Annotated in this window: 16 protein-coding genes; 14 read left to right on the top strand and 2 right to left on the bottom strand. The window is 73.1% G+C overall.

Annotated elements, in window-relative coordinates; genetic code table 11:
- The first annotated feature begins 99 nt into the window (after window positions 1–99).
- The 6 genes from lon to NQZ70_RS19655 all read left to right on the top strand — a co-directional run bounded on the left by lon (window position 100) and on the right by NQZ70_RS19655 (window position 8,948).
- The gene (lon, locus tag NQZ70_RS19630) at window positions 100–2,592 is read left to right on the top strand and encodes an endopeptidase La (protein ID WP_129575575.1); all 2,493 of its coding nucleotides are present in this window, start codon (window positions 100–102) and stop codon (window positions 2,590–2,592) included.
- Between the two features lie 104 nt (window positions 2,593–2,696).
- Window positions 2,697–4,265: a bifunctional phosphoribosylaminoimidazolecarboxamide formyltransferase/IMP cyclohydrolase gene (gene purH / locus NQZ70_RS19635; RefSeq protein WP_129575576.1), complete on the top strand. Its 1,569-nt coding sequence runs from the start codon at window positions 2,697–2,699 to the stop codon at window positions 4,263–4,265.
- 188 nt (window positions 4,266–4,453) lie between these two features.
- Entirely contained in the window at window positions 4,454–5,905 is a 1,452-nt protein-coding gene (locus tag NQZ70_RS19640) for a ParA family protein (RefSeq protein ID WP_237245445.1), read from the top strand.
- A 243-nt stretch (window positions 5,906–6,148) separates the two neighbouring features.
- Window positions 6,149–6,493: a hypothetical protein gene (locus NQZ70_RS19645; RefSeq protein WP_129575577.1), complete on the top strand. Its 345-nt coding sequence runs from the start codon at window positions 6,149–6,151 to the stop codon at window positions 6,491–6,493.
- 397 nt (window positions 6,494–6,890) lie between these two features.
- Window positions 6,891–7,595 (top strand): Bax inhibitor-1 family protein, encoded by a 705-nt coding sequence (locus NQZ70_RS19650; protein ID WP_237245446.1) that lies wholly within the window; start codon window positions 6,891–6,893, stop codon window positions 7,593–7,595.
- A gap of 252 nt (window positions 7,596–7,847) precedes the next feature.
- Window positions 7,848–8,948 carry a glycoside hydrolase family 5 protein gene (locus NQZ70_RS19655; protein ID WP_237245447.1) on the top strand — a complete coding sequence of 367 codons (1,101 nt, stop codon included), beginning with the start codon at window positions 7,848–7,850 and terminating at the stop codon, window positions 8,946–8,948.
- Window positions 8,949–8,991: 43 nt separating this feature from the next.
- Here NQZ70_RS19655 and NQZ70_RS19660 read toward each other — a convergent pair whose 3' ends face one another.
- Window positions 8,992–9,498: a DUF4112 domain-containing protein gene (locus NQZ70_RS19660; protein ID WP_129575578.1), complete on the bottom strand. Its 507-nt coding sequence runs from the start codon at window positions 9,496–9,498 to the stop codon at window positions 8,992–8,994.
- A gap of 98 nt (window positions 9,499–9,596) precedes the next feature.
- Here NQZ70_RS19660 and NQZ70_RS19665 point away from each other — a divergent pair, with 98 nt between their 5' ends.
- Both NQZ70_RS19665 and NQZ70_RS19670 read left to right on the top strand, forming a co-directional pair.
- Window positions 9,597–10,121: a DUF4126 family protein gene (locus NQZ70_RS19665; protein WP_165374054.1), complete on the top strand. Its 525-nt coding sequence runs from the start codon at window positions 9,597–9,599 to the stop codon at window positions 10,119–10,121.
- Between the two features lie 77 nt (window positions 10,122–10,198).
- Window positions 10,199–11,800 (top strand): hypothetical protein, encoded by a 1,602-nt coding sequence (locus NQZ70_RS19670; protein ID WP_237245448.1) that lies wholly within the window; start codon window positions 10,199–10,201, stop codon window positions 11,798–11,800.
- 135 nt (window positions 11,801–11,935) lie between these two features.
- Here the strand turns inward: NQZ70_RS19670 and NQZ70_RS19675 are convergent, their stop codons facing one another.
- Window positions 11,936–13,894, bottom strand: a complete 1,959-nt coding sequence (locus NQZ70_RS19675; RefSeq protein ID WP_129575581.1) for a molybdopterin-dependent oxidoreductase — start codon at window positions 13,892–13,894, stop codon at window positions 11,936–11,938.
- A 336-nt stretch (window positions 13,895–14,230) separates the two neighbouring features.
- Here NQZ70_RS19675 and NQZ70_RS19680 point away from each other — a divergent pair, with 336 nt between their 5' ends.
- The 6 genes from NQZ70_RS19680 to NQZ70_RS19705 are packed head-to-tail and all read left to right on the top strand — an operon-like array spanning window position 14,231 to window position 24,327.
- On the top strand, window positions 14,231–15,859 hold the full coding sequence (locus NQZ70_RS19680; protein WP_165374055.1) for a DUF2169 domain-containing protein: 1,629 nt from the start codon (window positions 14,231–14,233) through the stop codon (window positions 15,857–15,859).
- Window positions 15,860–15,899: 40 nt separating this feature from the next.
- On the top strand, window positions 15,900–17,336 hold the full coding sequence (locus NQZ70_RS19685; RefSeq protein WP_129575583.1) for a type VI secretion system Vgr family protein: 1,437 nt from the start codon (window positions 15,900–15,902) through the stop codon (window positions 17,334–17,336).
- 20 nt (window positions 17,337–17,356) lie between these two features.
- A complete protein-coding gene (locus NQZ70_RS19690) occupies window positions 17,357–18,025 on the top strand; it encodes a hypothetical protein (protein ID WP_129575584.1) in 669 nt (222 codons plus the stop codon).
- A gap of 38 nt (window positions 18,026–18,063) precedes the next feature.
- Entirely contained in the window at window positions 18,064–19,890 is a 1,827-nt protein-coding gene (locus NQZ70_RS19695) for a hypothetical protein (protein ID WP_129575585.1), read from the top strand.
- Between the two features lie 7 nt (window positions 19,891–19,897).
- A complete protein-coding gene (locus NQZ70_RS19700) occupies window positions 19,898–22,336 on the top strand; it encodes a DUF2169 domain-containing protein (RefSeq protein ID WP_272828814.1) in 2,439 nt (812 codons plus the stop codon).
- Entirely contained in the window at window positions 22,333–24,327 is a 1,995-nt protein-coding gene (locus NQZ70_RS19705) for a pentapeptide repeat-containing protein (protein WP_129575588.1), read from the top strand. The genes NQZ70_RS19700 and NQZ70_RS19705 overlap by 4 nt, the downstream gene beginning before the upstream one ends.
- Window positions 24,328–24,330 lie beyond the last annotated feature (3 nt).

Consider the following 24,330-nt stretch of genomic DNA (forward strand, 5'->3'; position numbering starts at 1 on the left):
CGCGGGCCGCCCCGGCGGAAGTTCAGCAGTCAAGCAAGCCACGTGTGACAACCGAGGCGGGGCTGCCCCGGCCTCCCGATACTCCCGGAAAGACGGCGGATGTTCTTCAAGAACGACAGTGATCGCGGCAAGAACGCACCCGAGCGCGGGATCGTCCCGCTGCTCCCTCTGCGCGACATCATCGTCTTTCCACACATGGTCTCCCAGCTGTTCGTCGGGCGCGAGCGCAGCATCGCCGCCCTCGACGAGGCGATGAACCGCGGCAAGGAGATCTTCCTGGCCGCGCAGCGGAACGCGAAGACGAACGACCCGACGCCGGACGACATCTTCGGCGTCGGCTCGGTCGGCGCCATCATGCAGCTGCTCCGGCTGCCGGACGGGACGGTCAAGGTCCTCATCGAGGGCAAGCGCCGGGCGCGCATCCGCCGTTACGTCCAGAGCGATGCGTACTTCCTGATCGAGTACGACGAGATCGTCGAGAGCTCGGTCGCGAGCGTCGAGGTCGAGGCGCTGATGCGCTCGGTCCAGTCGACGTTCGAGATGTACGTCAAGCTCAACAAGAAGATCCAGCCCGAGGTCCTGATGGCGGTGCAGGCCATCGACGAGGCCTCGCGGCTCGCCGACACCATCATCGCCAACCTGCCGACCATCAAGCTGACGGACCGTCAGGCGCTGCTCGAGATGGAGGAGCCGCAGAAGCGGCTCGAGCGTCTCATCGAGCTGATGCAGGCCGAGATCGAGATTCTCCAGGTGGAGAAGAAGATCCGGAGTCGCGTCAAGAAGCAGATGGAGAAGACGCAGAAGGAGTACTACCTCAACGAGCAGATGCAGGCCATCCAGAAGGAGCTGGGCGGCGGCGAGCGCGACGAGTTCAAGAACGAGATCCAGGAGATCGAGGAGGCCCTCAAGACAAAGCGGATGAGCAAGGAGGCCGCCGCCAAGGTCAAGAAGGAGCTCAAGAAGCTGAAGATGATGCACCCCACGAGCGCCGAGGCGACCGTGGTGCGCAACTACATCGATTGGATCCTGGAGCTCCCCTGGTACGACAAGAGCGAGGAGCGGTATGACCTCGTCGAGGCCGAGAAGATCCTCGACGAGGATCATTACGGCCTGAAGAAGATCAAGGAGCGGATCCTCGAGTACCTCGCGGTCCAGGCGCTGACGAAGAAGCTCAAGGGCCCGGTGCTCTGCTTCGTCGGTCCGCCCGGCGTCGGCAAGACGAGCCTGGCGAAGTCGATCGCGCGCGCGACCGGGCGCAAGTTCGTGCGGCTGTCGCTGGGCGGCGTGCGCGACGAGGCGGAGATCCGCGGCCATCGGCGGACGTACATCGGCGCGCTGCCCGGCAAGCTGATCCAGTCGCTCAAGAAGGTCGGGACGAACAACCCCGTGTTCCTGCTCGACGAGGTCGACAAGATGTCGACCGACTTCCGCGGGGATCCGGCGGCGGCGCTGCTCGAGGTGCTCGACCCGGAGCAGAACCACACCTTCAACGACCACTACCTGGATCTCGACTACGACCTCTCCGACGTGATGTTCATCACGACGGCGAACACGCTGTCGGGCATCCCGGTGCCGCTCCAGGACCGCATGGAGGTCATCCAGCTCTCGGGCTACACGGAGTTCGAGAAGCTGAACATCGCGGTGAAGTACCTCGTGCCCCGGCAGCGGAAGGAGTGCGGCCTCGAGGACGTGTCGCTCGACTTCACGGAGGGGGCGCTCCGGACGATCATCCACCACTACACGAAGGAGAGCGGCGTGCGCTCGCTGGAGCGCGAGATCGCGAGCGTGTGCCGCAAGGTGGCCCGGAAGGTCGTGTCCGACGGCAAGGAGAAGCCGATCGAGGTCGTCGCGAAGAGCATCCCGAAGTACCTCGGCGTCCCCAAGTTCCGGCTCGGCCGGCGCGAGGAGCGGGACGAGGTCGGGCTCGTGAACGGCCTGGCCGTGACCAACGTCGGCGGCGACCTGCTCCCGGCCGAGGCGACCGTTGTGCCGGGCAAGGGCAAGCTCGTCATCACCGGGCTGCTCGAGAAGGGGATGGAGGAGAGCGGGCACGCGGCGATGAGCTACGTGCGCTCGCGCCTCGATCGCCTCGGGCTCGAGGCGGACGTCTATCAGAAGGTCGACGTCCACATTCACTTCCCCGATTTCGTCCGGAAGGACGGGCCCAGCGCGGGCGTGACCATGGTGACCGCGCTCGTGAGCGCGCTGATGAAGGTGCCGGTCCGGCGGGATCTCGCGATGACGGGCGAGATCACCCTGCGCGGCCGGGTGATGCCGATCGGCGGGCTCAAGGAGAAGCTGCTCGCCGCCCACCGCGGCGGCATCTCGACCGTGATCCTGCCGAAGGAGAACCGGAAGGATCTCCGGGACGTGCCCCGGCGCGTGCTGAAGGCGCTGCGGCTCGTGCTCGTGGAGCACGTGGACGACGTCCTCCGCGAGGCGCTGATCCTGCCCGACGCCTACGCGGTCTTCGGGCCGCCCAAGGGCGTCCTGGAGTACCGGGACGGCGAGCTCGTCACCGAGGAGGCGCCGGTCAAGGCGCCGCCGGCCGCGGCCGGCGAGCCGACGCCGGCCGCCCCGCCCGGCGCCTGAGCGGGAGCGCGCGAGCGCGGCGCGTGCGCGCGCCGCGCCGCGCCGCGGACAGCGGTGACGGATCGGCTGGCGGCGGGGGCCGAGACGCACTAGCTGGCGTCGCGATGATTCGACGCGCATTGATCTCGGTTTCGGACAAGACGGGGCTGCTCCCGCTGGCCCGGCGGCTCGCGGAAAAGGGCGTGGAGATCCTCTCGACCGGGGGGACGCAGCGGGCGCTCCAGGACGCCAACGTGCCGGTCGTCGGCGTGGAGGCCTATACCGGCTCGCCCGAGGTGATGGATGGGCGGGTGAAGACGCTGCATCCCCGGGTGCACGGCGGCATCCTGATGCGCGGCGCGATCGACGAGGACGACCTCGCGCGGCTCGGGGGCCAGCCGATCGACCTCGTGGTGTGCAACCTCTACCCGTTCGAGGCGACGGTCCGGCGGCCGGGGGTCACGCACCCCGAGATCATCGAGAACATCGACATCGGCGGGCCGTCGATGGTGCGGAGCGCGGCCAAGAACCACGCGCGCGTGGCGGTGGTGGTCGATCCGGCGGACTACGACGCCGTGCTCGCCGAGATCGACGGGGCGGGTGAGGTGTCGAGCGCCACGCGCCGCCGGCTGGCCACGAAGGCGTTCGCCCACACGGCGGCCTACGACGGGATGGTGGCCGGCTACCTCTCGTCGCTGCCGGAGGAGGGCGAGCCGAACGCCGCGGAGCGCGAGCCGTACCCGCGCTTCCTGACGCTCGCCCTCGAGCGGGCCTATCCGCTCCGGTACGGCGAGAACCCGCACCAGTCGGGCGCCTTCTACCGCGAGCGCGGCGCGGCCGCGGGGTCGCTCGCCCTGGCGGAGTCGCTGGGCGCGGGCGGCAAGGAGCTCTCGTTCAACAACCTCGTCGACGCGGACGCGGCGTTCGAGGCGGTGCGCGAGTTCACCCAGCCCGCGGCGGTCGTAGTGAAGCACACGAACCCGTGCGGCGTCGCCGTCGCGGGCGACCTCGCGACCGCCTACCGGACGGCGCGCGAGGCCGACTCGGTGAGCGCCTTCGGCGGGATCGTCGCGCTGAACCGGGAGGTCGACCGCGCGGCCGCGGAGGTGCTGGTCGAGACGTTCCTGGAGTGCGTGATCGCGCCCGCCTACGCCCCCGAGGCGCTCGAGGTGCTCCGGACCAAGAAGAACCTCCGTGTGCTCGCGACCGGCGCGCTCCTGCCCGCGGATCACCGGGAGCTCACGTTCAAGCGCGTCGGCGGGGGCCTCGTGGTCCAGGAGCGCGACGCGACCGCGGGCGGCGAGGTGCGCGGCGGCAAGGTCGTGACGAAGCGGGCGCCCACGGAGCGGGAGCTCGAGGCGCTCGACCTCGGCTGGCGCGTCTGCAAGCACGTGAAATCCAATGCGATTGTGCTCACGGTGCCCGGCAGCACGGTCGGGGTCGGGGCCGGGCAGATGTCGCGGGTCGAGAGCGTGCGCATCGCCTGCAGCAAGGCGGGCGAGCGGGCGCGCGGGAGCGTCCTCGCGTCCGACGCCTACTTCCCGTTCCCGGACGGCCTGGCGCTCGCCGCCGAGCACGGGATCACGGCGGTCGCGCAGCCTGGAGGCAGCGTGAGGGACCCGGAGGTCATCGCCGCGGCGGACGCGGCGGGGGTCGCGATGGTGTTCACCGGGGTCCGGCACTTCCGTCACTGAGCCAGCCGCCCCCGTTCCGGTCCCCCCGACTTGCCCTCGTCCCGGGCCCCCTCCCGGGATGCGCGCTCGCCCTTGTGCTGGAAGGGTGAGCCGTGCTCGCAGAAAAGTTGACCTTTGTGCCTTGACTGTGATGATGGTCAAGGCTGCGCCTGGGCAAAGCGCTGTGCGCGGCGCGTAAGGAGCGAGCTGTGGGCGGAATCAGCGAGACGTGCAGCGTGTGCGGGACCGGATTCGAGGTCCAGTTCCGGTACCAGATGGAGGAGAAGGACGGCGGCTTCTCCTTCTTCTGCTCGCAGAAGTGCCTGGAGAAGAGCCAGCTCGGCGGGGACGGCGGCGCCTCGCTCGCCACGTGCGACGCGTGCGCCAAGCGCTTCTCCCCGCACCTCGTGTCTCAGGTGCTCTATGTCGCCGGGCGCCGGCACTACGCGTGCTCGCTGGAGTGCCGGTCGCAGCTGGTCCGCGAGGCCAAGGGGGTGCGGCTCGGCGACATCGCGGCGGCGGCCTCGGCGGCCGCCGCGCCGCCGGCCGAGGGGCTGCCGGCGACCCGCCGCGATGTGCCGCTCGCGGGGGGCGCGGCCCGCGCTGCCGGGGAGGCGGGCGCGCCGGCGTCGCCCGAGCCGGCGTCGCCCGAGCCGGCGGCGCGCGCGCTGGGCGGGGCGCCGGCGCCGGCGCCGGCAGTGCCGCCGGCCGTGTCGGCGGGGGAGCCCAGGGGGCAGGGCGCGGTCGCGGTCTCGCTGTCGCCGGCGGGGGGCGCGAAGCGGCCGCCGCAGCGGCCGGCCGGGGTGCCGCGGTATCTGGCCGTGTTCAACCACAAGGGCGGTACGGGCAAGACGACGACGGCCGTGAGCGTGGCGGCCGGGCTCGCGGCGCGCGACAAGCGGGTGCTCCTCGTCGACACCGACGCGCAAGGGAACGTCTCCGTCTCGCTCGGCGCGAGCGCCGAGCGCTCGCTCTATCACGTGCTCGTGATGGGGCTCCGGGTCGCGGACGCGATGAGGACGGTGCGGCCGAACCTGGATCTCTTGCCGTCCAACGAGACGCTGGCCGCGGCCGAGCTCTACCTGGCGGGGCGCCAGAACCGCGATCGCGTGCTCTCGGATCGCCTGTCCGCAGCGGCGTCCGAGTACGACTACGTGGTGCTCGACTGCTCGCCGAGCCTGTCGCTGATGAACCAGAACGCGCTTGTGTTCGCCGACAGCGTGCTCGTCCCGGTCGCGTGCGATTACCTGTCGCTGGTCGGCGTCCGGCAGGTGATCAAGACGGTGAAGAACGTGAACGCCCTGCTGCACCACCCGGTGCAGATCTGGGGTGTTCTGCCGACCTTCTTCGACGGCCGCGCGAAGATCGCGCGCGAGGCGGTCGGCACGATGAAGCAGCACTTCGGGGAGCGCTGCCTCGCGCCGATCCGGCAGGCGATCAAGGTCAAGGAGGCGCCCGCGCAGGGGCAGACGATCTTCGAGTACGCGCCGGGGACCCCGGCGGCCGACGATTACCTGGCAGTGGTCGATCGCATCATCGAGAGCCGCGAGCGCGGCGTGACCGGCTCGGAGGCAGGGGCGGCGCGCGATGCGGGGTCGTGGAGCGCCGATCGGGCGGACGCGGCAGCAGAGCGGCCGGGCGCTGCGGCGGCCGGCGCATGAAGGGGTCTGGGGCCGCGCGGTCCCGATGAGGGGAGGGACCCGCAACCGCGGGGGCCCGCTGAGGAAGGGACCCGCAACCGCGGGGGCCCGCTGAGGGAGGGACCCGCAACCGCGGGGTCCCGCTGAGGAAGGGACCCGCAACCGCGGGGTCCCGCTGAGGAAGGGACCCGCAACCGCGGGGTCCCGCTGGATGAAGGGCCCGCACTCGCGGCGCCTCGACCGGGCAGGGAGCTGGAGGAAGCAATGAAGAGCGAAGGCGATCTCGGGGGCGCCGCGCGGGCGCTGCTCGATCGCGACGAGGTGGAAGGGGTTCTGTCTGGGGCGTTCTATACACCCACGGACGCGCCGCGTTCGCGCGCGAAGGGCCGGACGACCGGCGCTGCGGCCGAGCCGGGGGCTGCGCCGCCGCCCGAGCGACCGCAGCACTACAAGGTCATCTGTATCTCGATGTACACCGAAGATCTCGAGAGGCTGGACGACATGGTCAGCGCCCTCAAGGCGCGCGGCATGACGAAGGCCAACCGGAGCGCGCTGATCCGACATGCGCTCTCCCAGGTAGACCTCGACAAGATCCCCAAGGGGATTTAAGTCGATCGTTCAGGGGACCTCGATGCAGCGAAGGCATCGAGGCCGGCTTTTCCTCATCGCGCCGCGGCGTCGGACGAGCCGTGCCGGCGTCCTGCGGCGCCGGTGGGGCAAAATGGGGCGGCCCCGGCCTTTCCTCATCGCGCCGCGGCGTCGGACGAGCCGTTCCGGCGTCCCGCGGCACCGGTGGGGCAAAATGGGGCGGTCCCCGGTCTGGCCCGGGCGAGCGGCGGAGGGCTGGGCTCCTGTGCCGTTGCTCACGGCGTCGTGGCGCTGCGCGTCCTCCGCGGGCCGCCGTGTCGCGGGCGTGTTGCGTGCGGGCCGGGCATGCCGCGTGCTAGCTTCGAAAGCCGAAGCCGAAAGCGTAGCGCCGAACGTCGAGGCCTACCAGAGAGGGAACATGGACCAGAACTACGTAGGATACGGGAGCCGTTCTTCGGTGATCCGTGCCGCCGCGGACTCGCGCGAGCGCTTCCTCGTGCGAACGTACAATCACCTGTTCGGGGCGATCGTGCTCTTCGCCGGGATCGAGGTCGCGCTGTTCAAGACCGGCGCCGCCTCGGTCATCGCCAGGGCGATGATGGGCACGAGCTGGCTGGTGGTGCTCGGAGCGTTCATGCTCGTGAGCTGGCTCGCCAGCCGCGCGGCGCACACCTCGGTGTCGAAGCCGGCGCAGTACGCCGCGCTGGCCGGCTACGTGGTCGCCCAGGCGATCATCTTCGTGCCGCTCCTGTACATCGCGGACATGGTCGCGCCCGGCGCGATCCAGAGCGCCGCGATGGTCACGATGGTCGGCTTCGCCGGGCTCACCGCGATCGCGTTCGTGACCCGCAAGGACTTCTCGTTCCTCGGCGCTCTCCTGCGCTGGGGCGGCATCTGCGCGCTCGTCCTCATCGGGGCCTCGTTGCTGTTCGGCTTCCAGCTCGGCACGTTCTTCAGCGTCGCGATGGTCGCGTTCGCCGGCGCCGCCATCCTCTACGACACGTCGAACGTCCTGCACCATTTCCCCGAGGACCGGTACGTCGGCGCCGCGCTCGAGCTCTTCGCGTCCGTCGCCATGCTGTTCTGGTACGTGCTCCGCCTCTTCACCAGCTCCCGCAACTGAGCGGGGCGCACGCGCTGCGGAGACGGGCCCACCTCGGCGTTTTCGGTGCTCGGCGTACCGGAGTACGCCTGCGCGCCGAAAACGCCGATCTGGGCCCGTCTCCTGTGCGCGTGCACCCCGCTCGGCCAGCGTTTATCCGTGCAGAGAAGACGGGGGCGCGGGGCGCAATCGCTCGCGTGGGGCGGCAGCCGGGGGAGGTGGAGGCTTGCAGTTCTGGGGGCGCCGGGGTCTTATCGGGGCCGAGGTGGACCTGTGAGGAGAGCGGTCGCGTGGGCGCTGGTGGCGGGGATCGGGGCCGCTCTGGGAGGGTGCCGGGGGGAGGGCGCTGAGAAGAATCAGGGGACGGGCGCGGCGGACGCGGAGCTCCTCGAGAGGCCACTCGCGCTTCGAGGGATCAGCCTCGCGGGCGCCGAGTTCGGCGTCGATGCCTTCGGCAAGGGCAACCTGCCAGGGACGCCAGGGGTCCACTACAGCTACCCCGATCCCGCGTTCTCCAAGGGCTACACGTCCGCGGACTACTTCATCGCCAAGGGAATGAACACCTTCCGGGTGCCGTTCCGCTGGGAACGCCTGCAGCCCGCGCGCAACCAGCCGCTCAACGCGCCGGAGCTGAACCGGCTCACGACCACCGTCAACAACCTGACCGCCAAGGGCGCTTACGTGGTGCTCGACGTGCACAACTACGCTCGCTACGGGACGGGCGTCGTGGGCGCGGAGATCCCCATCGCGGATTTCGCGGAGTTCTGGGGGAGGCTGGCCGTCGAGTTCAAGGGCAACACGAAGGTCGTGTTCGCCCTCATGAACGAGCCGCACGACATGCCGACCGAGACGTGGATCGAGGCGGCCAACGCCGCGATCGTCTCCATCCGCGCCGCCGGGGCGACGAACCTCATCCTCGTCCCCGGCAACGGGTGGTCAGGCGCGCACAGCTTCGACGCGACCTTCTACGGGACCTCGAACGCCGAGGCGCTCCTCAAGATCGCCGACCCGAAGGGCTACGTCGCGTTCGAGGTCCACCAGCACCTCGACGACGACTCCTCGGGAAAGTCGCCCACCTGCGTCAGCGAGACCGTCGGGGTCGAGCGCCTGCAGGGGTTCACGGCGTGGCTCAGGAAGCACCGGAAGAAGGGATTCCTCGGCGAGTTCAGCGGCGGCTCCGGCGCGGTATGCCTGAAGGCCATCGCCAACGTCGCGATCTACCTGGAGCAGAACAAGGACGTCTACGTGGGCTGGACCTACTGGGCGGCCGGGCCCTCCTGGAAGAGCTACTTCACCTCCCTCGAGCCGCGCGACGGCGCCGACACACCGCAGATGATCTCGCTGCAGGCGCACCTGTCGGCGTCGACCCGGTAGCGCGGTCGCGCCGTCGCCGCGGACGCGGCCCGCGGGCGTCGCGTCACGCGCCGAGGAGGCCCTGAAGGGCACGCACCAGCGAGAACAGCAGCAGGCCCGTCAGCGCGAGGACGCCCCCCACCGCCACCGCCAGCCCCGCGTAGAAGCCGAGATCCGAGGGGCGCGCGCCGCCCTGGGCGCGCGCGGCGAGGTGCGACCGCAGGAGGTCCAGGTTGCGCGCGTTCGCCTTGTAGGCCGCGTCGAACAGGTCGCCCAGGACGGGGATCGTGCCGATCAGCGTCTCGAGGCCCACGTTGAGCATCATCCGCAGCACCGTCGAGGCGGGGAGACGGTAACGCGCCGCCGCGAGCACGATGTATATCGAGAGGCCGAAGCCGACGAGATCCCCGACCCCCGGGATCAACCCGATCACCGCGTCGTAGCCGACCCGGTAGCCGACGCCGGGGATGCGGATCGCGTTGTCCAGAAAGTCGCTGAGCGCGTTCAGGCGCTTCAGCCGCTCGTCCTCGAGATCGACGGTCTTCAGCGTGGCGAGGGGGGTCACAGGCATGGCGGACCGGTCTCCGAGCTCGGGGGAGCTCTCCCTCGCAATGTACGTCGCGCGCCCCGGGCCAACCAGGGCATATGCGTTGCTTCTGCGGTACCTCCATGGAGACGACAACGGTCGTGGGAGGCGCCCGGCGGTCGCGCACCTCGGAGATCCTTCTCCTGGGGCAGGCCGCGGGGCTCGGGCTGGTGACGGGAATGCGTTCCATGCTGGGCGTGAGGATCCTCGCGGCCAGCGCGCGGCGCGGCGCGTTCGACGGCCAGCGCGGGAGCTTCTGGCGGGCGCTCCGCTCGCCCGTGGCGCAGCGCGCGCTGAGCGTCCTCGCGGGCGGCGAGCTGCTGTTCGACAAGCTGCCCTCGACGCCGAGCCGCCTCGCCCCGGGTCCGCTCGGCGCGCGCCTCGTGATCGGGGCGGTCCTGGGCGCCGCCGTCGGCACGCAGAGCCCCGACAAGAACATGCGCGTCGCCGGCGCCGTGATCGGGGCGACGGCCGCCGCGATCGGCGCGCTCGCCGGCAACCGCGCCCGCGCGTGGCTCGACCGCGGGACGCGCATCCCCGGGCCCGTCGCTGCCGCCGCCGAGGACGCGATCGCGTTCGGCCTGGGCGCGCTGGCGGCGCGCCGCTAGTGCCGATCGCGGAGCGCGCACGTCGCGTCCTGCCACAGCGGGGCGCCGCTGCCGTTGCGGTCACGGCGCCGCGATCCATGCTGGCGCCCGCCATGCCGCCGAGCCCGCGCGCCCGCGTCCGCCGCTCCGGAGCGCGCGGGGCGCTGCTCGGCGTCGCCGGCGCGCTCGTCGCGACGCTCGGCGCCTCCGCGGCGCGCGCGCAGGGGCGGTACGAGTCCGCGCTCCTCGGCGGGCGGTCGGCGCTCCTCGGGGGCACAGGGGTCGTGCTGGGGGTCGACGGCGCCGCGCCCTTCCTGAACCCGGCCACCATCATCCGCATCGAGGACCGCAACATCGCGTTCTCGTCGGCGTTCTTCCGTTACGCGCACCGCACGCTGGACGCGTGGCACCAGCCAGGTCCGGTCGACGCCGCCCTGTACGGCGATCTCCGGCTCGATCGCCCGACGGTGACCGATCAGGGCCTGGACTCCCTCCCGGACGCGACGTGCTACTTCTTCGACTGGAAGCACGGCGCGCGCGACGCGGCGCCGCGGCGGGTGCGGGTCGGCCGCCAGACCGTCGCCGCCTGCCTCGCGAAGACCGAGGAGAACGAGTTCGGGTTCGACGCGCTCGCGTTCTCCGGGGAGTCCGCCGCGCGCCGCGTGAACCAGGCGCAGACGTTCCGCTACGCGTGGGGCCGCTTCAGCGCCGGCCCCTCGTGGAGCTACCGCGCCACCGAGCGCCTCGCCGTGGGCGTCTCGCTCTCGGCCGTGCGCACCCGCTACACGAGCTCGCTCGACGTCGCCAGCCTCGTGGAGGACACCGGCACGGGCGCGGCGAGCAGCGTGACGTACCAGGCCGCCCTCTCCGGCGACTCCTGGGACGGGCTCGCGCACCTCGGGGTGACGTACCGGCTGAGCCCGGTGTTCTCCGCCGGGATCAGCGTGCGGACGCCCAGCGTGCACCTCTTCGACTCGCTGGACGCGAGCCATCAGGACACGCTCGCCACCGCGACGGCGTCGGTCCGCACCTGGGCCGGGGAAGGGGACTTCGTGGCCCCGTCGCCGGCGCGCCTGGCGGTCGGCGCGAGCGCGGAGTGGAGCAGGCTGCGCCTGGAGCTCGACGGCTTCTTCTACCTCGGCCAGCGGGAGTTCGCGCGGGCCTCCCTCGATCGGGAGGAGATCGCGGTCGACGGGGGCGCGGTGACGAGCCGGAGGCGGAGCCGGCTCGACCTTGTCGAGGGGGCGGCGCCCATCGTCAACGTGGGGCTCGGCGCCGAGGTGTTCCTCACGCGCGACCTCAGCCTGCTCGGCGGCGCCATCACCGATTTCAACGCGCTGTCGGGCCTGCGGGGCCCCATGTCCGCCGAGTCGAGGCTCTTCCTCGAGCGGATGAGCGGCGTGCACGCGTCGCTCGGCCTGGTGTCCTACACGCGGTACGGCGATCTCGTGTTCGGCGCGCGCTTCGATTACGCCGCGGGGCAGATGGCGGCGGTGAACGCGTTCGCGTCGCCCGTGCGGCTGGACCCGATCGACTGCCGCGAGATCGGCGCGACCCTGGTCCTCGCCGGGCGGATCAGCCTGCGCACGGTCGAGGACGTGGCGCGCGAGATCGGGGACGCCGTGGAGGGCTCGGCCGCGGCTCCGCCCGAGCGCGCCACGCCGCGAGAGCCGATGCGGGCGCCCGCACAGGAGGACTGAGCGGCGGCGCGCCGCCGCTCAGGCGCCGCCCTCGTCCGGCTCGACGCCCAGCGCCCGCAGCTGCGCCGCGAGCCGCTCGGCGGCGGTGTCGAGCCGGGGAGCCGTCGCGCCCGCGACGATCGCGGACGGGGCCGCCTACGGCGCGGGCTCGGGCCGATCCGCCGGCGCGATCGGCTCGATGCGCACCCGCTCCTCGTAGAGCGCGCCGCCCTCGCCGATGTCCGTGGTGCGGGCGCGGATCAGCGCGTTGGCGCAGCGGCCGTCGCGGAGGTGGCCGCCCTTCGGGATGAGCGCCACGTCGCGGCGCTGCGCGGGATCGTGGCGCAGCCGCACCGTCATCGCCCCGACGCGCGACACGACCCGGCAGACGGCGCCGTCGGCCACGCCGCCCGCCGCGTCGGGGTGGACCGTCACGACGGCCGGCCCCTGCGGCGGCCTGGCCCACTGCGACGACTGGGACTTGTCGGTGGAGAGCGCCATGAGCAGGAGCGGCAGCTCGCGCGCGTCGGGATCCTCCCGCTCCTCCGGCCCCTCGGTGATGAGGTTGACCCGCCCGCTCGGGGTCGGGAACTTGCGGTCCTCGAACAGCACCGCAGGCGCCAGCGGGTTGCGCACCGGCCCGCGCTCCAGCGCCTCGAGGGTGACGCCGAGCGGCGCGAGCTTCGGCTCGGCGACCCGCCGCTTCCAGTCGCGGGCGCTGCCGTCGAGCGCGTCGCCGAGGCCCACGCGCCGCGCGAGCGCCTGCGCGATCTCGAGATCGCTCTTCACCCCGTCCGGGGGCGGGACCACGGGCGTGGCGACGCCGAGGTAGTGGTGGCCGTAGGCGCCGAGCACGTCGTCGGCCTCGAGGAGCGTCCGCGTGGGCAGCACGAGGTGGGCGAGCCGCGCCGTGTCCGTGAGGAACGAGTCGGCGACCACGACGAGCTCGCGCGTCGCGAGCGCCTCCGCGACGGCGCGCGAGTCGGGCAGCATCGCGACCGGGTTGCCGGCGGTCACCCAGACGGCGCGGATCGGCGGGTCGCTCATCCGGAGCACCTCCTGCCCGAACAGCGGCTCGCAGACCGTGCGGGGCGGAGGGCGATCGCCCCCGAAGGGCGAGAGATCGAACGCGCCGCGCCGCTTGAAATAGAACGAGACGCCGCCGCCGGGGATGCCGAGGTTGCCGCTCACGGCCGCGAGCGCGTCGAGGGCGCGCACGATCGCCCCGCCCGTGGTGCGCCGGCCCATGCCCCAGCCCACGAGGATCGCCGCGGGCCTGTCGGCGAGGCGGCGCGCCAGGTCCAGCGCGGCGGCCTCGGGCACGTCGGCCTCGCCGCACCACGCGGCGACCGAGCGGCGCCGCGCGAGCGCGCGGAGCTCGTCGAGGTGATCGCAGTACTCCGCGGCGCGCGGATCGACCCACCCCTCGTCGAAGAGCACGCGGGCGACGGCCATGGCGAGCGCGAAGTCGCCGCCCGGGCGCGGCTGGTAGAACGCCGCGCAGAGCGACGCGGTCTTGTGGTGCACCGGATCGATGAGCGCGAGCTCCGCGCCGCGCGCCCTCGCCTCGCGCAGCACCGGCAGGGTGTGCGGGCTCGACGTGAAGACGTTCTTGCCCCAGAGGAGGATGTGCCGGGCGTTCTTCAGGTCGGCGAGGTCGTGGCTGTCCTCCTCGCCGAAATCGGCGAGCTGCGCGGCGTCGCCCGCGCCGGAGCAGATGTCGCCGCGCTTGACCGTGACCGGCCCGAACCGCGCGAAGAAGGCGTCGGCGATCCCGGTGAGCATCCCGAGCGAGCCGCCGCTCCGGTAGTGGAAGATCGCGGCCGGGCCCGACGCGCGGCGGATCGCGAGCAGCCGCTCGGCCGCGGTGTCGAGCGCCTCGTCCCAGGAGACCGGCACGAGCTCGCCGCCCTTGCGGAGCAGCGGCGTCGTCAGGCGCTCGGGCGAGTACTGCGTCTCCAGGAAGCGCGACGTGCGGTGGCAGAGGAAGCCCCGCGTGATCGGGTGGTCCGGGTCGCCGGCGAGGCGCACGACGCGGCCGTCCTCCACGGTGGCCACGATGCTGCAAGCGTCGGGGCAGTCGCGGTTGCAGACGGTCTTGCGGAGCTCCTGCACGGCGGCAGTCTATATCAGGCGCGCGCGGCGGTACACCCGAGCGGCACCGCGTCGCCCAGCGCGGCGAGGGGGCTCCTGCACGCTGGCACGGACGTCGATCGCGCGCTGTCAGCGGTACCGGTCGGACATGGGTGCTCTCCCGCCGAGAGCGATGTCCGACAGAGGGCGATGTCCAACAGAGAGCGATGTCCAACACCGATGGATGGATTGGACCCCTCACCGGATTGGCGCCTGCCGTCGTCGCCGGGCCGTGCCGCCTTCACCCGCGCTGCGAGGCCGAGGAACGTCGTCGGCGAGCGGTCGGGCGGACGTCGCGACGGCGCGTCGGCGTCGTCGGTGGCAGGCTTGACCCTCGCGATGCCCCGGTGGTTTCATGGCGCGGTGAAGCCGGAGACCTCGCTCACCCCCAGCGCGATCGGGGCGCCTCCCGGCGCGGCCGTGGCGGGGGTCGCGTGGCGCGCGCGAGGGCGGCTCAACCTCACGGTGATCGCCAAGGCGACCTTCGCCTTCGTCGACGGCGCAAAGATGATCCCCGTCGAGCCGCAGGGGATCATCCATGCCGACATCCACCATCACAACAACCCGGGCCGCAGCGTCCGGCTGACGAGCGACCTCGCGCCCTACCTCGCGCGCGTCGACGTGTTCTTCACGGGCCACGCGTACGCGCCGCCGGGCCTGCCGGCGGCGCCCTTCTCGGTGCGCCTCGCGCTCTTCGCCGGCGAGCGCCCGATCCTCGACAAGGCGCTCGCGATCGAGCCCGGCGGCGAGGACAAGGCGATCCCTCTCGTCTACGAGCGCGCGTTCGGGGGGATCGGCATGGCCGACAACCCATTCGGCACCCGTTCCCCGACCGTCCTGGACCCCGCGCGGCGCGACCGCCCGGCGGGCTTCGCGCCGCTCGGGAGCGTGTGGCCGTCGCGCACGCGGCTGCTCGGGCGCACGACCCGCAAGGCGCTCGAGGCGCCCATCCTCGAGATCCCCGACGACTTCGACTGGAGCTACTTCCAGGCGGCCCCGCCCGATCAGCGCGTCGAAGCCCTGTGCGGCGACGAGTGGCTCGCGCTCCAGGGGCTCCACCCGACGCTCCACGTGCTGCGGACGCGCCTCCCCGGGGCGCGCGCCCTCGCGCGCGTCCACGGCCTCTCCGCGTTCGGCGTCAGGGAGGGGCAGCCGCTCGAGCTCGTGCTCGACACGCTGCACGTCGACGGCGACCGGCAGTCGTGCTCGCTGCTCTGGCGCCGCAGCTTCCCGCTCGCGGGTGAAGCAGCGCTCGCGGCGGTGCGCGTCGTCGTCGGCGTCGAGCTGCCGGGCACTCCGCCTGCGTGGCTGGCCCCAGCCGAGATGGCGATGTCCGCCACGCGCGCGGCCGCGGCGCCCGAGCAGGCCGGGGCGACGATCGAGCTGCTCGGCGAGGACGTCGAGGCGCGCGAGCCGCGCGGCGCCGCGCGGCGCCTCGATGCGTCCGCCGCGCCGACGAGCCGAGCCCCCGCCGGGTCGGCGGCCCCGCTCCCGTTCCGGCCGGGGGCCGCGCCGTCGCCCGCGGCGGCGCCCAGCCCGCAGGCGCCACGCCCACCGCAGCGGCGTTCCGTCTCGGAGACCCATTCGCTCTCCTCCGAGGACCAGGATCGCGCCCTCGCGGAGAGCCTCCTCCCGTTTCGACGCACCGGGCTTTCTCCCGCGCCACCGGCCGCAGCTCCCGCGAAAGCGGCCGCAGCTCCTGCGCCGCCTGCCGCCGCCGCGGCTCCGTCGCCCGCGGCGGGCGCTCCCGTGCCGCCGCCCACCGCCGCTCCCGCGGCGCCCGCCGCCGCTCCCGCGGCGCCCGCCGCCGCTCCCGCGCCGCGATCGCCCTGGGGCGGCGCCGCGAGCGACCGCGCGGTCGAGCCCGCGCCGCCTCGCAAGGCCCCGAAGCCGCAGAAGCTCGACATCCAGCAGGTCATCTACGGTTCCAGCAAGGGGCGCCCGTAGGTGGCGGTCCCTCACCACGCTCAAGGGAGCCAGCCGAGCCATGGAAATCCTCGTCGAAACCGCCGGCGCCCCGTGGGCGGGCGTGCAGGTCCGCGCGCTCTCGGGGCGCGAGGAGATCTCCCGGGTCTTCTCGTTCGACCTCGACGTGGTGTGCGATCCGCAGCGGGACCTGCCCGAAGACGCCGTCCCCGGGGCCCCGATCAGCGTCGTCGTCCTCATCGAGGGCGAGGAGATCCGCCGGATCCACGGCATCCTCGGCCAGATCCTCGATCGCCTGGACCCGGCCGCCGAGCGCCGCGCTTACCGCCTCCGCGTCGTCCCGCGCGCGTTCAGGCTGACGCTCGTCGAGACGCAGGAGATCTACGTGGATGCGAGCGTGCCGGACGTGATCCGGCGCAAGCTCGAGCGGCACGGCCTCGGAGCGGGCGACGTCGAGCTCCGCCTCCTCAAGGCGTACCCGCTGCGCGAGCTCATCGTGCAGTACAAGGAGAGCGATCTCGCCTTCATCAGCCGCCTCGCCGAGCACCTCGGGATCTGCTTTTTCTTCGAGCACCGGGGCGACCGCGACGTCCTCGTCTTCACCGACCACCCGGGGGGCTTTCGCCCCGTGGAGGGCGCCGCGGAGGTGCAGTTCCGGCCGCGCGGCGAGGCGTCCGACGTCTTCGCCATCGAGGTGACGAGCGAGCTCGTCCCCTCGGCGTACGTGGTGCACGACTACAACTACCGCAAGCCGCTGCTCGATCTCGCCGCGTATCACACGCTCGAGGGGGCGTCGGGCGGGGGAATCGTCGAGTACGGCAGCCACGTCAAGACGGCCGAGGAGGCGAAGGAGCTCGCCCAGATCCGCGCCGAGGAGCGCCTCTCGGGGCAGCGCGTCTACGAGGGCAAGAGCTCGCGGCCGGAGTTCAGCGCCGGGCACCGCACGATCCTGCGGGAGCACCCGCGGCTCGAGGCGCCCGAGGGCCTGCTCCTCGTCGCGGTCGAGCACACCGCGACGCTGCCCACCTTCGACGAGGCGGACGTGGCGGCGTCCTACGCGAACACCTTCACGGCGGTGCCCGCGCGCATCCACTACCGCCCCCCGCGGCGGACGCCGAGGCCGCGCATCCACGGGTTCGTCACCGGCGTCGTGCAGCCCGGCCCCGAGGGCGAGACCGGCGGCGTCGCGCGCCTCGACGGCGACGGCCGCTACACCGTGCAGTTCCATTTCGACACGGCGCTCCCGGGGGAGCAGAAGAGCTCGCACCCGGTGCGGATGGCGCAGCCCTTCGCCGGGCCGAACCACAACATGCATTTCCCGCTGCGGCCCGGCGCCGAGGTGCTCCTCGTCTTCGCCGACGGCGATCCGGATCGGCCGATCATCGTCGGCGCGGTCCCGAACGCGGCGGCGCCGTCGGCCGTCAACGCCGCGCTCGCCGATCGCCACCGCATCACGACGGCCGCCGGCGCGACGATCGAGATCCGCGACCGACGCTGACACGAGATGGAGGATCCCGCATGAACCGAGCCCCCGCCCCTCTCGAGGCGCGCCTCCGCTGCCTCGACGGCCAGCCCGCGCCGGCCGACGTCGTCCGCGACTGGAGGCGGTTCCTCGACCTGCCGGACAAGGCCCGCCAGGGCCTCTGGGAGATCCTGGCGCCGAGCCTCGCCGGCGCCGTCGACGCGGTGATGGAGAAGCGCGCGGAGGCGTTCTGCCGGCTCTACGACCTCTCGGCGCCGGATCTGCAAGCGAGCCTGCGCGTGTGCCGCTTCGTGCTCTCGCGCGCCAGCAGCCTCGATCTGGCCGCGACCGACGTCGCCGAGGACGTCGCGGCGCTCTCGGGCGACGACGCGCGCGGCGGCGTCGTCGTGCTCTCGTGGTACGAGGCGGCGAAGGCCGTCATCCGCCGGGGCATCCTCGAGGAGTCGATCTTCGATCACGGCAAGGTGCTGGTCGGGCTCGACTGGCGGGTCGACCGCATCGCCGGATCGGACCGGGGCGTGCACCTCGACGCGCCGCTCGCGGTGCTGACGCTGCGCCTGCGCGACGGGGGCCGCGACGAGCGCACGACGATCTACGTGGCGCCGCCGGCGCTCGGGCAGATCAAGGAGGCGTGCGACCGGATCGAGCGGATGATCGCCGGCGCGCCGCGGCCGCCCTCCGGCGAGCCGAAGGCGCAGGGATAGGCGCCGCGAGGGCCGGAGGACCACCCGAGGAGCAGGCCATGAGCATCAAGATCAACGATGGCGCCAGCTACACAAACTCGACGTCGGTCACGCTCACCCTCACCGCGCCCGCGGGCGCGACGCGGATGCGGTTCAGCAGCGATGGCGCGACCTTCGGCGCGTGGGCGTCGTTCTCGGCCACCACGAGCTACGCCCTGCCGTCGGGCGACGGCGGGAAGACGGTCTCGGTGCAGTTCGGCGACGGCGGGTCCACCGTGCTCGGCGCCGGGTCGGCCTCGATCACGCTGGACACCGCGGCCCCGACGGCGGCCTCGATCGCGATCAACGGCGGGGCCGCGGACACGGCGACGCGGCAGGTCGCCCTCACGCTCGACGCGACGGACGGGACCTCCCCTGTCGCGAAGGTGCGGCTCAAGAACGACGGCGGCGAGTGGGGAGCCTGGCAAACCGCGACCGCCAGCGTGTGGTGGACGCTCTCGGACGGCTACGGCCAGAAGACGGTGAGCGCCCAGTTCCAGGACAGCGCAGGGAACGAGTCGAGCGTGGTGAGCGCGTCGATCGAGTACGTGAAATTCAGCGTCACCGGGACCTGGCTCATCCTCAAGACCCCCGACTACGACGACGCCACGGGCACGCAGACGAGCTATTTCCGCATCGGCGCGTCGGACTCGACCACCGAGAACGCCCTGCTCGACTCGTTCACGCACGCCGACCCCGCGGACAGCGCGAAGACGAAGCCGGGCGTGCAGAACGCCGACGACCTCCGCGCCGGAGACCCGGCCAAGACGTACCCGGGCTGGTTCGAGTACACCGACGGCGACCGGACGCTCGTGGTCCGCGGCAACAACCGGGAGAGCATCCAGCTGGACGAGACGGTCCTCGTCGGCGGGAACAAGACCGACACGGTCGGCGGCAAGTACCGCCTCAACCTCGGCGCCGGCACGCTCGAGGTGTACAACGCCGATCCCGTCTATCGGGTCGAGTTCTTCGAGCAGGACGTGTACGCGGCCGGGAAGAAGACCTGGCGCAAGCGCGAGATGGGCCACAACTCCAGCGATTCCTACACCTTCGGCGACACCGAGAGCTTCTACGGCGGCTACAAGTTCGACGCGATGTTCGGCATGACGAACACGGTCTTCCTCGGCGGCAAGATCGATCTCAGCCTGGCGCTGGCGCTGACCGCGAGCGTGGGCATGACCGTCGAGTTCGGCGCTGGCCTCAAGTACTCGAACGTCGCGGGCAAGGAGATCAGCACGGCGGGCGATCACGAGCTCAAGGCGCGCGAGGAGATCCACCTGCGCATCAAGGCCGATCACGAGGGCGTCGGGGGGAGCCGGAACGCGGTGCTCGCCGGGATCGCAGCCGCGACCGCCGTCCCGGTGGCGGTCCTCTCGGGGTGCACCGCCGCGGGGACCGTCGACAGCAGCGGCGTGGCCGCCGTCCCCGCCGGGTGCCTCGGGGGCGCGGCGGCCGCCTTCGCCGTCGGGCTCGTCGCCTCGGTGGTCGTCGCGCTGAAGGACAAGGCCGGGGACCCGAGATCGCAGGCCGAGATCAAGATGGACAAGAAGGGGATCCTCATCGGGCAGAACGACGCGGCGGGCGCGACGCAGAGCGCGATTTACGTGGGGGAGGACGACGGCGGGCCAGGAGCGGTGTTCCTCGCGAACGTCAAGAACTCCTATGTAGAGCTCGATCCAGACGCGGACATCGTCGTCAACGCGGGGAAAGATATCTACCTCCAGACGGAGGACGGAAGCGCGGTCCTGAAGCTGGCGACCGGCGGCAACATCCGGCTCAAGAGCTCGAGCGCCAACATCCAGGGACAGATCACCCTGGGCGCCAACAACGCGCTGACCATCCAGTAGGCCGCGCGTGGAGATCCTCAACGACACCGGTCTCAAGCTCGGCTGGCTCGTGGGCCGGGTGCGACCGCCTGCGACCAGCCTGACGGTGATCGTCAAAGGCACCTTCACGCTGGCCCCGAACGCGCCGGCGGCGCTCGCCGCGCCGGGCGATCGGCTCCTGCTCGAGAGCGATCGCCACCTCGACGACGACCCTGGGAAGAGCCTCGTCTACGCCTCCGATTTCGCCTACTTCAAGCCGCGCGCCGACGTGCTCCTGGTCGGCACCTGCCGCACGCCCCGCGGCGAGGCGCAGCGGGTCTCGTACGCCGCGCTGGAGGTCGGCCGCCTCCGCAAGCAGATCGCGGTGATCGGCGATCGGACCTGGGACGGCGAGGTCGCCACCGAGCCGCGGCCGTTCCGCGCGATGCCGCTCCGGTACGAGCTGAGCTTCGGCGGCGACGGCTTCGCGAAGAACCCGCGCGGGCGCGGCCGCGGCAAGGTCAAGACCGCCGCCGGCGTCGAGCGCTGGCCGCTGCCCAACCTGGAGCTGCCCGGCAGCCTGATCGACTCGCCGCGGCAGATCCCGGAGCCCGCGGGCTTCGGCCCGATCGAGCGGACGTGGGCGCAGCGCACCGCCGGCGTCGGCACCTACGACGATCGCTGGCTGGCCGAGCGCTGGCCCGGCCTCCCCGAGGACTTCGACTGGGGCTATTTCAACGCCGCCCCGCGCGATCAGCAGATCGCGGGCTATCTGCGCGGCGACGAGGCGATCGCGCTCGAGAACCTGCACCCCGAGCTCCCGCGCTACGAATCGCGGCTGCCCGGCCTGCGCGCGCGCTGCTTCGTGGAGGCCGCGGCGCGCGGCAGGGCCGAGATCCGCGAGGTGTCGCTCCACCTCGACACGCTCTGGATCGACATGGACGCGGGCCGGCTCGCCCTCGTCTGGCGCGGCCTCACCCCGATCGCGTCGCGCGATCACGACGAGCTCCGCCGGATCCTGCTGGTCACCGAGCCGCTCGCCGAGCCGCCGCTCCCGGCCTCTCGCTACCGCGAGCCCGCGTCGTGGCGGCGCCCGGAGGCGCCCGAGATCGCCGCGAAGCCGCGCGCGTCCGGCGTGCCCGGCGCGCCCGACGGCGAGCAGGGCGAGCCCGGCGACGTCGACCCCGACATCGTCGCCGGGCTCGAGCAGGCGCGCGCGATGCTCGAGAAATCCGGGGTCCCGCGCGACGTGATCGAGCGGCTGCGCGGCGTCACCTCGCCCGACGCGTTCCTCGCGATCGTGATCGGAGAGCTGCGGCACGATCCGGAGGCCGCGGCGCGGCTCGAGCGCGACTCGCGCGAGCAGACGCGGCGTTTGCTCATCGAGCACGGCCACGATCCCGCGCTGCTCGACGAGCCGGCGCGGCCCGAGGATCCGTCCGCCGCCGCGGCGGCGCTCACGCGCGAGGAGGTCGCGGCGCGCGCGAAGGGCGGGCGGAGCTTCGCCGGCGCGAGGCTCGCGGGCCTCGATCTCTCGGAGCTCGACCTGCGCGGGCTCGTCTTCACGCGCGCGGATCTCACGGGCGCGCGCCTCCGAGAGGCTCGCCTCGACGGCGCGGATCTGACGGGCGCCCGCCTCGAGCGGGCCGATCTCACGCGCGCCTCGCTCGCGCGCGCCGTCGCCGTCCAGGCCGAGCTCTACGGCGCTGATCTCACGGGCGCGGACCTCTCCGCGGCCAACCTCTCGGAGGCCGGCCTCCGCGGCGCGGCGCTCCCGGGCGCCAGGCTCGACGAGGCCGATCTCACGGGCGCCACGCTCGCGCAGGCGAACCTCGAGCGCGCGTCGCTGCGCGACGCCGAGCTCGGCGGCGCCAACCTCGCGGAGGTCCGGGCGCGCGGGGCGAACGCCCGGGGGGCCCGCCTCCGCGGCGCGAGGCTCACCGCCGCCGACCTGCGCGGCGCCTCGCTCGACGCGGCCGATCTCACGGGCTGCGCGCTGGACGGCGCGCAGCTCGGCGGCGCGTCGCTGCGCGAGGCCTCGCTCCACGGCGCCTCCGGCGAGCGCGTCTCCATGGCGGAGGCCGATCTCACGGGCGCGCGCGCCGTCGACGGCGCGTCGTTCCGGCGCGTCGATCTCCGCGCGGCGAGGGCCGACGGGTCCAGCTGGACCGGCGCGTCGCTCCGCGAGGCCGATCTGCGCGGCGCGACCCTGATCCGCGCCGATCTCTCGGGCGCCGACCTGTCGGGCGCCAACCTGCACCGCGCCGTCCTCAAGAACGCCAACCTGAGCAAGGCGAAGCTCGACGCGGCGCTGCTCACCGCGGTCAACCTGTTCCAGGGCACGCTCGAGCAGGCCAACCTGACCCGCGCCGACCTCCGCGGCTCGAACCTGTACGGGTGCGAGCTGCTCGACGCGATCCTCGCCGAGGCGCGGCTCGACGGCGCGAACCTGAAGGCGACGAAGCTCGCCGGGCGGAGCGCGGGATGACCGCGGGCACCCCTGGCAAGGACGTGGCGGCCCTGCTCCACCGCCTCCGCGCGAGCCCGGCGCCCGGTCCTCCGGTGGTGCCGGAGATCGATCTCGCCGGCGCCGACCTGCGCGGCGCGCCCCTCGAGAAGGTGGCGCTCCATCGCGTCCGCCTCGCCGGCGCGGATCTCTCGGGGGCGCGGCTCGCGGGGGCGATGTTCATCTCGTGCGACCTCCACGGCGCGAAGCTCGCGGGCGCCGATCTCGCGGGCGCGGTCTTCAGCTCGCTCGACGTGGCGGTGGATCGCGAGGCCGCCGTGGAGGTCCCGCTCGACGCCGCCGGGCTGGCGCGCGAGCAGATCGACGCGCTCGCCGGCGCGGGCGTGCGCGGCCTGCAGCGCCGGCTCCTCGACCTGGGGGGCGCCGATCTCACGGGCGCGGGGCTCCAGGGGGCCGTGCTCGAGGGGGTCGATCTCGCCGGGGCGCGGCTCGCCGGCGCCGATCTCACCGGCGCGATCCTCGAGCGCTGCACGCTCACCGGGGCGTCGCTCGAGGGAGCGCGGCTCGACCGCGCCTCCGTCAGCGACGGCAAGCTCGCCGGCGCGGATCTCTCCGGCGCGCACCTCGCGGAGACCGCGCTCTCGGGCTGCGACCTCTCCGCGGCGCGCCTCGACCGCGCGACCCTCCGCGCCGCTCGGATCGAGCGCTGCGACCTCGGCGGCGCGTCGTTCCACGGAGCGCACCTCGACGGCGCGGCCCTCGTCGAGGTCACGCCCGCGGCGCCGCCGCTCGCGGGCGCGCGGGTCGACCGCCTCCGGCTCGAGGGCGCGTCGCTCTCCGCGCTGGGCGCGCTCGCGGGCGATCACGGCGGCGGCCGGCTCGCGCGCTGCGACCTCCGCGGCATGGATCTCACCGGCGGCAGCTTCGCCCGGGCCGAGCTCGCGGGGAGCGACCTCGCGGGCGCGAAGCTCGCGGGCGTCGATCTCACCGGCGCCGACCTCCGCGGGTGCGAGCTCGGCGGCGCCGACCTCCGACGGGCGCGGCTCGCGAAGGCCTCGCTGTCGGCGGCGAAGCTCTCGCGCGCCAGGCTCGACGGCGCGATCCTGGACGGGGCCGACCTCACCGGCGCGATCCTCGCCGGCGCCGAGCTGCGCGGGATCTCGGCCGAGGGCGTCGATCTCACGAGGGCCGACCTGACGGACGCGGTCCTCGACCGGACGGCGCTCACCGACGGCACGCTCGCCGGCGCGAAGCTCTCGCGCGCGAGCCTCGAGGGCGCGGTGCTCGACGGGTGCGACGCGAGCGGCGCCGTCCTCGAGGGCGCGATCCTCGCCGGGGCCCGCCTGCGGACGAGCAGGCTCGCGGGCGCGAAGCTCGCGGGCGCCGATCTCCGGCGGGCCAGGCTCACGGGCGTCGATCTGTCGGGCGCCGATCTCTCGAAGGTCAAGCTCGAGGCCAACGCCTTCGTGGGCTGTCGCCTCGCGGGCGCCGACCTCCGCGGCGCCGACCTGTCGGGCGCCGATCTCACCGACGCCGATCTCTCCGGCGCCGATCTCACGGGCGCGCGGCTGCACGGCGCCACGCTGACCCGCGCGGACGCGAGCGGCGCTGCGCTCCACCGCGCGGCGATGAGCCGCGCCGACGCCGAGGCCGCGAACTTCGGCGGGAGCAAGCTGCAGCAGGCCGACCTGCGCGAGGCGAACCTCCGCAGGGCGTACCTCGAGGGGGCGGCGCTCGGGGGCGCGAACCTGACCGGGGCCGATCTGCGCGAGGCCATCCTGGTGCGCGTCGACGCCCCGCGCGCGCTCTTCTGCAGGGCCCGGCTGGGCTACGCCGATCTCTCGCACGCGCGGCTCGCGGACGCGGACTTCGCGCAGGCCGACGTGGCGGGCGCCAACCTGCACCGGATCGACGACCCTGGCGCGCTCTGGGCGCTCGCGAACCGCGAGCAGGCCCGGGGCACCGATCCGGATCTGGCCGCTGCCGAGGACTGGCAGCCGCCCAGCGCGTAGTCA

Origin of the sequence: Sorangium sp. So ce836, assembly GCF_028553905.1 — a bacterium.
Lineage (GTDB): Bacteria > Myxococcota_A > Polyangia > Polyangiales > Polyangiaceae > Sorangium > Sorangium cellulosum_D.